This is a genomic window from Bradyrhizobium vignae, assembly GCF_004114425.1.
In the GTDB taxonomy this organism is placed as follows: Bacteria; Pseudomonadota; Alphaproteobacteria; order Rhizobiales; family Xanthobacteraceae; genus Bradyrhizobium; species Bradyrhizobium vignae.
In genome coordinates this window covers 162,410-168,409 of the sequence record NZ_RDQF01000014.1, presented here as the reverse complement: position 1 = coordinate 168,409, position 6,000 = coordinate 162,410, and the positions used below count along the sequence as shown (strand labels likewise).

Sequence of the window (6,000 nt, the reverse complement as noted above, 5' to 3'; positions counted from 1 at the left end):
ACGTGGTGCTTTCGTGGTTTCCCGCGGGCTTTGGTAATCGGCCAAATGAGCTTCACATCGACCGGATACACTTTCAGGTGCCGCGGGATTCCGACAGCCCAGACCAGCCCGCGCTCTGTTAGCCCTTGTCGAAACGGTGCGCTGAGGCCGTATCCTGCATCCGCCAGCACATATCCAAAGCGCACGTTGGCTGCTATCGCGCGGTCAATCTCGGCCAAAGCAATCTCCGGCTTGGACCGTGGCGTTCGATGTTCGACTGGCACGCGAGCGCGCTTCAAACGAGATTCGTCGCTTGTCCAACTGTCAGGCAGAAAGAGACGTAACGCGACCATCACGGGTACTTCGCCGCGCGCAAGCGTCAAAGACACCAGTGTTTGGCAATTTGCCGTTTTACCGAGAGCCGAGGCGTATTGAGCCGCAACACCGACCGAGCGCTCACCCTTCTTGGGAAGTGAGGTGTCATCAATAACCAGCACCGCATCCCTGCCGCCGACAAGTCGGTCCGCCTGGTTGAGCAACTCTGTCTCCAGCGGCGTCGCGTCCCAGACACCGTCCGCAATGAAATGGTGCAACTGGTCGTAGGTGCTGGTGGCAAGGCGTTCCGCCATCGGCTGAACGCTCTTACGATCGCCGGGACCGATCAATCCCGCAACATACAGAGGACACATCCGCTGCCGGGTCTTATGACCCAGTCGGTCCAAGAACGGCATCAGCCAGCGTTCGAGTTCGTCTTCCCATCCCGGCATGGTCAGCCCTCCAAGAGCCGACCACCCATGAATCATTGAAAAATTGATTCGGGAATCCTATAAAACGCGCCAAAATCAACAATCTGCCAAAGTAGTGCTAATTGGGAGATCCAAGTCGGCTCTCGGTTACCCAGCCTGCTATCTGCTTTGCAGAGCCAAATCGGCCTTAAGCTCGGTGCACAAAGTGACTCTCTAACTCATCCTCCCACCCTGCCGAAGCCGACGAGCAAGTCGGTGCACACAACAGCTTCGGGCCGCTCCGTCGCGGCTTATTCACTGGCAGCGCATACGCGCGACAACCTGCTTTTTCCGATTGCCAGCATCCGCCCCATTTCGGGCACGTTGAGCATGCAGTTCGACTCCCTACGACGATTGCTTAGGATTAGCAGTCCAGTTTGTCGCTTCGGCGCCTAGCAGCGGCTCACGCAATCCCCTTGGACCATACGCGTCACCGCGGTCCCCCCAGCTGCTACGTGTCATCAAATGGATTGTTAGAAACCGGACATTCCCGCGCAAGGTCGAGGTCCTAAAATCAAGTGAGGGGGAACGCACCGTTTCAGGGGACCGGCAAACGGCGGTTGCTGGAGGTCGTTTGCAGGCGTGCTGACCACCTCTGCACAGTTTCGGCCCAGAGCGCGATCAGTTACACGGCTACGATGGCTATCTGGAAATCGAACTTGCGTTGGCACGCCTCTACGAAGCGACAAAGGAGCAGCGATATCTCACGCTGGGCAATTATTTCGTGGAGCAACGCGGCACGGAGTACGAGAAGCGCCAGCAATCCTGCGTCTCAAAATCCGACGGCGCGCCTTGGATGAAAACAAAGCGTATAGCCAAGCGCACTTGCCGCTTTCGGAGCAGCGGACTGCAACCGGTCATGCGGTTCGCTTTGTATACCTCATGACGGCAGTAGCTCATCTCGCGCGTCTGCGCCAAAACGAGCAGCAGCGCCAAACTTGCCTACGGCTATGGCAAAAAATGGTCCAGCGGCAGATCTGTGTTATCGGAGCCATCGGCTCGCAACGCGCCGGGGAAGCGTTCAGCAGCGATTACGATTTGCCAAATGATACGGCGTACGTGGAAAGTTGCGCGTCGGTTGGCCTGATGATGTTCGCGCGCCGTATGCTGGAGATGGAACTGGACGGCCGTTATGGCGACTTGATGGAGCGCGCGCTCTACAATACCGTTCTCGGCAGTATCGCGTTCGACGGGCGTCACTATTTCTATGTTAATCCGCTCGAAGTGCATCCCAAAACGCTGAGGTACAATGGCATCTACAATCACGTCTCGCCGGTGCGACGACGCTGGTTTGGCTGTGCGTGCTGTCCACCGAACATCGCACGCCTTTGCACATCCATTGGTCATTACATCTACACGGCCAGCACCGACGCGCTCTATGTAAATCTCTACGGTGGTAATAGGGTGGCAATATCGGTCGACGGACATGCGCTGCGGTTGCTCTCATAAGCGATAGCTATCCCTGGAGAGACCAGGTGGAAATCGCCGTCAAATCTGCGCCGCCAATTGCCCACACGCTCGCCCTGCGCCTGCCGGAATGGTGCAGCGCGCCGCAGGCGAGCGTGAACGGCGAGCATGTGAATTGCGAGCCGCGCAAGGGCTATTTGCAAACTTCGCATTTGGCCGGCAAGGTGGCCATCCAGCGTGGCCCCATAATTTATTGTCTGGAGGAGACCGACAACGGGACCGAGCTACACAACGTTTGGCTTAATGCAGAGAGTCGGTTTTCCCTTATCGAGGGAACTGGTCTCTTTAGTAGCAAGATCTTGCTGCAGGCTGGCGGGGTGCGATTGCAACACACGCATTCTGAAGAAGCGGCGCTTTATCAATACGACAAAGTGCTTGGACAGCTAGTGTCCTGAACCAGAAGTTCGCAACATTGGTCCGTTTTGTGCCGGGGCATTGTATCGGCAGAAGCGCTCGATGGAAGCAAGGATGTCGTCAGCGGACTTGGTCCATCGGAATGGTTTCGGATCGGCATTGTGTCGTTCGATGAACGAGGTGATGTCCGCCCTGAGGGCAGCGACACTGCGATAGACGCCGCGCCTGATCTTCTTATCGGTAAGGAGCGCGAAGAAGCGCTCGACCTGATTGAGCCATGACGAACTGGTCGGGGTCAGGTGCACATGCCAACGCGGCCTTTTGGCTAGCCATTTCCGGATCAGCGGCGTCTTGTGCGTTGCATAGTTATCCATGACGAGATGGACGTCGAGTTCGCCCGGTACGGCGGCCTCGATCTCGTCGAGGAACTTGCGGAACTCGGCGGCTCGGTGGCGTCCGTAGCATTTGCCGATGACCCGTCCGGTCGCAATGTCGAGAGCGGCGAACAGCGATGTGGTGCCGTGCCTTTTGTAGTCATGGCTCCTTCGAGCCGGCTGACCGGGACGCATCGGCAGCATCGGCTGACTGCGGTCCAGCGCCTGGATTTGGGACTTTTCGTCTACACACAGAACGATGGCGTGTGCCGGCGGCGAGACGTAAAGGCCGACGACGTCGCGCACCTTGGCGACGAAGTTCGGATCGGTGGAGAGCTTGAATGTCTCCAGCCGGTGCGGCTGGAGCCCGAAGGCCCGCCAGATGCGTTGCACCGTTGACACCGACAGGCCGCTGGCCTTCGCCATGCCACGAGAACTCCAATGAGTGGCGTTCTCGGGGCAGCTTTCCAGCGTCCGCACGATCACGGCTTCGATGCGACCATCGTCAATGGTGCGCGGCGCCCCGGAACGCGGCTCGTCGTGCAGCCCGGCCACGCGCTGCTCTACAAAACGCTGCCGCCACTTGCCTACCGTTCCCCGCTCCAGGCCCAGCTTGGCCGCCACCTCCTTGTTCTGACCGCCTTCCGCGCAGGTCAGCACGATCCGGGCTCTCAGAGCCAGCGCCTGCGCTGTCTTCCGCCGCATCGTCAGCGACTGAAGTTCGGCACGCTCATCATCGCTCAATATCAGGGGCGCAAGTCGCTGGGCCGACATCAGATCCTCCGTCGCTGTTACAGCCGCCATCTCTGGCACAGCGATGCGAATCTACTGCGAATCTACGATTGCGAACTTGTGACTCAGGACACTAGAACCGCAGCAACTCACATTCATTCCGTGGTTCAGCTGGGCTAACCGCGGCGAAGGCGAAATGCGGATTTTGGTAAATGAGCGTTGACGCCGAACGCGCGGTCGCGCTTCCTCGGTTCGAGGTTAGACTACGGTTCTGGAGCAGGGGATATCGTTGCTCAAAGTCTGGAAATCGGCCAATCTGTGGAAGGCGGCCGCGAGCTCCACTGGAACGTTCGAAAGAAAAGCCGGATATGAGACGGGCGCGGCGGACACCGAAGAGAGCACCATCCGATTGGCGTCAGCAGGTCAATCGGCGATCAACCAAATTCTTAATAAAGGAGCTTCCTCGGAGCTGTTCGCGACCTCTCATCAAAACCTGATGAATGCCAATGGCACGAGCGTGTGCCGCCGTGTCGTTCAGCAGGAAGCCCTATGACAAGCCAACGTGAGGGCGGCCACGTCAGGTTTTGGTAAGCCAAGCTCCCTATCAGCGCCGCTGGGCCCAACAAGCCTAAACTAGATGCGGAAATGTATGTCCGACGGGAGCACCAATCGCCATGTATAATCGGATCAATGGCTCGTCCTACTTCCAATCCTCTCACTTTGCCGAAACTGATGAGCAAATGGACCCAGACAATTTTGCTGATGCGTTCGCCAATATGCGCTTAGCCGAATCTAGCTCGAGTGGCAGTTCATCTTCGGCAACAAGACCATATTCGCTCGTTTCAAGCCCTCCCATCATAGAGTTCAAGGATCGTCGCTCATTCCGAGAAGCCGCGAAGGCCTATCATGGCGACGAAATCCAGTACATCGCCGACAACCCCCAAGAGTACTCCGACTTCGTGTCGGCCAAGGCAAGGCGAACTGCAGAAGTTGCCGAAGACTACGGGACAACCCGAGACTCCGAGAATGCGCGATACTTCAGCTACCAATTGGGCAACAAGAGTGTCGGACTTCTAAGAATGGAAGGCGGCGACAGCATGACCGAGTTCGACGTCAAAAGGTGGAAGAAGCTATTTCCTGGACGCGACGGGACTACCTCTACTGTGGATCTTCAAATCGTTCATCCGCTTGTCGAGAACGCTGGCGATATCCTGCTCGAGCACCAGCTTCGAATAGACGGCGAACGGCCGCTGCTCAATTTGCGTCCGGCTAATCCCGAAGCAAGAGCCCGTGCGGCAAAGATGGGATTCGTCGAGGTTGACGCCGACAACATGGTTCTCGACCCAGAGAAGTCAGACAAGTGGGTAAGGAATAGCGACGGCAAATGGCAGCGAAAAGGCACTGCTGCGCAGTATCTTTCCAAAGCTGACGACAGTGAAGGTAGTGATACTGAGATCCCAGCCAGCCCCTCAGCATACGATTATGAGGATGATTTTATGTGACCATGGGATCACCGGTGATTGGGCCCGATGGAGTAGACTGCTCTAGCCTGCTCCCGGCTCGTCTGTGTTTATATCCTTTTCGGCTGAGAGTTCCTCTGAGTTGGCTCAGAAGACTGCCCCCAGAGTGCACCTTGGCCTAGCGGTTGCTGAGTGTTTGAGCGTTGGAAGTAGGGGGCTCACTGCGCAGGGCAATTGCGGCAATCCTCGCTGCGGCGAGGATCTGTATGCGGTGCCGCCAAAGTGCGCCCGGCCGCCGAGGGGCCGGGCGTGTTGCGCCGAGCACGTACGACGGCTTGGAGGTCTTCTACAGAGGACAACCTACGAAGTAGTAAGCGCGTTGCGCCTGCCGTGAGTCGGTCGGCAAGGAAATACACAGCGAAGCGGCGCCCGATGGGCAAGACGGCCGGCATGCGTCAACGGACATAGCGAGCCGTGAGCACGAGCATCGTGCAGAGCTCTTTCACCAGAAAAGCCTCAACACAACACAGGCGGTTGTCCTAGGCGAAGCTCCGTTATCATCGCCACTGCAGTCGGGCTGCGAACAGCCAATCTCTTGCTTTATCGAGCGCTCTTGCGCCAGCTCCACTCCGCAATGAAGTATATAGCCTCAATCTAGACGAGTTAAGAAGTGCTTAGGTCGTCGACTGCTTTGGGTGAGCATTACGTTGAACGTCGACCTACAGAATGAGTCGAGCTAACGTGCCCTTCCGGCCCCTCGCAGCGATAAGGTTGTTCTGCACCAATGTAGCCGCCCGGCGATAGTCAGTAAGGCATGGACAGGGCAACAATTCGCCTCTCGTGCGCGTT

7 protein-coding genes and 1 pseudogene are annotated in these 6,000 nt (G+C 57.5%); 6 read left to right on the top strand and 2 right to left on the bottom strand.

Annotated elements, in window-relative coordinates:
• A partial coding sequence (locus EAV90_RS14910) for an IS701 family transposase (protein ID WP_129143790.1) occupies nt 1–782 on the bottom strand: 782 nt, incomplete at its 3' end.
• Between the two features lie 577 nt (nt 783–1,359).
• Between EAV90_RS14910 and EAV90_RS41695 the strand changes: the two genes are divergently transcribed.
• From EAV90_RS41695 to EAV90_RS41235, 3 genes are read left to right on the top strand one after another with little or no spacing between them, the layout of a single operon-like run.
• Entirely contained in the window at nt 1,360–1,650 is a 291-nt protein-coding gene (locus EAV90_RS41695; protein WP_430644730.1) for a beta-L-arabinofuranosidase domain-containing protein, read from the top strand.
• Nucleotides 1,557–2,213, top strand: coding sequence for a beta-L-arabinofuranosidase domain-containing protein (locus EAV90_RS41240; RefSeq protein ID WP_208738494.1), 657 nt, complete (start codon nt 1,557–1,559; stop codon nt 2,211–2,213). The genes EAV90_RS41695 and EAV90_RS41240 overlap by 94 nt, the downstream gene beginning before the upstream one ends.
• Entirely contained in the window at nt 2,177–2,626 is a 450-nt protein-coding gene (locus tag EAV90_RS41235; RefSeq protein WP_347338801.1) for a hypothetical protein, read from the top strand. The genes EAV90_RS41240 and EAV90_RS41235 overlap by 37 nt, the downstream gene beginning before the upstream one ends.
• On the opposite strand, the gene EAV90_RS14900 is transcribed toward EAV90_RS41235, so the two are convergent.
• The gene (locus EAV90_RS14900) at nt 2,615–3,733 is read right to left on the bottom strand and encodes an IS630 family transposase (RefSeq protein ID WP_129143789.1); all 1,119 of its coding nucleotides are present in this window, start codon (nt 3,731–3,733) and stop codon (nt 2,615–2,617) included. The genes EAV90_RS41235 and EAV90_RS14900 overlap by 12 nt on opposite strands.
• Nucleotides 3,734–3,839: 106 nt before the next feature.
• Here EAV90_RS14900 and EAV90_RS41690 point away from each other — a divergent pair.
• From EAV90_RS41690 to EAV90_RS14890, 3 genes and pseudogenes are all read left to right on the top strand, one after another.
• Nucleotides 3,840–3,914 (top strand): annotated as a pseudogene (locus tag EAV90_RS41690) (hypothetical protein); the annotation flags it as partial.
• Nucleotides 3,915–3,980: 66 nt separating this feature from the next.
• On the top strand, nt 3,981–4,244 hold the full coding sequence (locus EAV90_RS14895) for a hypothetical protein (protein ID WP_129143788.1): 264 nt from the start codon (nt 3,981–3,983) through the stop codon (nt 4,242–4,244).
• A 121-nt stretch (nt 4,245–4,365) separates the two neighbouring features.
• A complete protein-coding gene (locus tag EAV90_RS14890; protein ID WP_129143787.1) occupies nt 4,366–5,193 on the top strand; it encodes an Effector protein NopP in 828 nt (275 codons plus the stop codon).
• Nucleotides 5,194–6,000 lie beyond the last annotated feature (807 nt).

Excerpts from the sequence above, each read along its gene's own strand:
- EAV90_RS14900 (WP_129143789.1), bottom strand. The coding sequence starts at position 3,733 with ATGTCGGCCCAGCGACTTGCGCCCCTGATATTGAGCGATGATGAGCGT.
- EAV90_RS14890 (WP_129143787.1), top strand. The coding sequence starts at position 4,366 with ATGTATAATCGGATCAATGGCTCGTCCTACTTCCAATCCTCTCACTTT.